We start from the raw sequence: 937 nt of genomic DNA, 5'->3' as shown, positions 1-937 counted from the left end.
TGCGGCTGGCCGTGCGCGCCGACGTCACCATATCACCCATATGAGACAACCAATGCCGCGCGCCCGACAGCCGGACCCGACCCAGTCCCTGAAAACTGCCATCGTCGGCCGCGTCGTCGCCCTTTTCAACGATCGTGCGCGCGGCGAGGCGCCTTTGATGCGCCGCCCGGACGGCATTTTCGGTCCCAAAGCTGCCGCCTGGCGCGTCCATGGTGACGTCACCTCGATGATGGTCGGCGGCATTTCCTCGCTGTTGCTCCAGATGCTGCATCCAGCGGTGCTGGCCGGCGTCTGGGATCATTCCAATTTCAGGACCGACATGCATGGTCGCCTGCGCCGCACCGTGCGCTTCATTGCACTGACCACCTATGGCGGGCGCGATGAGGCTGAGGCGATGATCGCGCGGGTCCGCCATATCCACGAGAGGGTGCGTGGCACCCTGCCCAGCGGGACGCCCTACGCCGCCAACGATCCCGCGCTGCTCGCCTGGGTTCACGTCACGGAGGCATGGAGCTTCCTGAACGCCTGGCGCCGCTACGCCGAACCCGGCATGTCTCCGGCGGATCAGGACCGCTACTTTGCGGAGATGGCGCAGGTTGCACGCGCTCTCGGGGCGGCGCCGGTGCCGTGCGACCAAGCCGGGGCACGACGCCTGATCGAGTCCTACCGATTGCAGCTGCGCACCGATGCCCGCACACGGGAGGTTCGAAATCTGGTGCTGAAAGCGGCCACAGCGGACCTTCTGGAAGCGCGTATGCAGGCGCTGGCGAACCAAGCTGCCATTGATCTCCTGCCTGATTGGGCCCGGCGTATGCACGGGCTACCCAATCCTCTGCTCGGTCGGCCACTCGTGCGCGCCGGAACACTCGGGGTGGCGCACACCCTTCGCTGGGCGTTTCGCTGACCAGAGTGCACGCGGAAGGCTTGGCCGACCTAG

1 protein-coding gene is annotated in these 937 nt (G+C 66.6%); it reads left to right on the top strand.

The annotated features are described in order from the left end of the window. Positions 1 to 52 precede the first annotated feature (52 nt). The gene (locus tag H7965_RS30050; RefSeq protein ID WP_186774110.1) at positions 53 to 904 is read left to right on the top strand and encodes an oxygenase MpaB family protein; all 852 of its coding nucleotides are present in this window, start codon (positions 53 to 55) and stop codon (positions 902 to 904) included. Positions 905 to 937: the final 33 nt, after the last annotated feature.

It is taken from the genome of Siccirubricoccus deserti (genome assembly GCF_014283215.1).
In the GTDB taxonomy this organism is placed as follows: domain Bacteria; phylum Pseudomonadota; class Alphaproteobacteria; order Acetobacterales; family Acetobacteraceae; genus Siccirubricoccus; species Siccirubricoccus deserti.
The sequence above is the reverse complement of the archived record's forward strand: the minus strand, read 5'-3'. Positions and strand labels throughout refer to the sequence as shown.

What these genes read in the sequence shown, in the direction of transcription:
- H7965_RS30050 (WP_186774110.1), top strand. Translation starts at nt 53, where the DNA reads ATGCCGCGCGCCCGACAGCCGGACCCGACCCAGTCCCTGAAAACTGCC.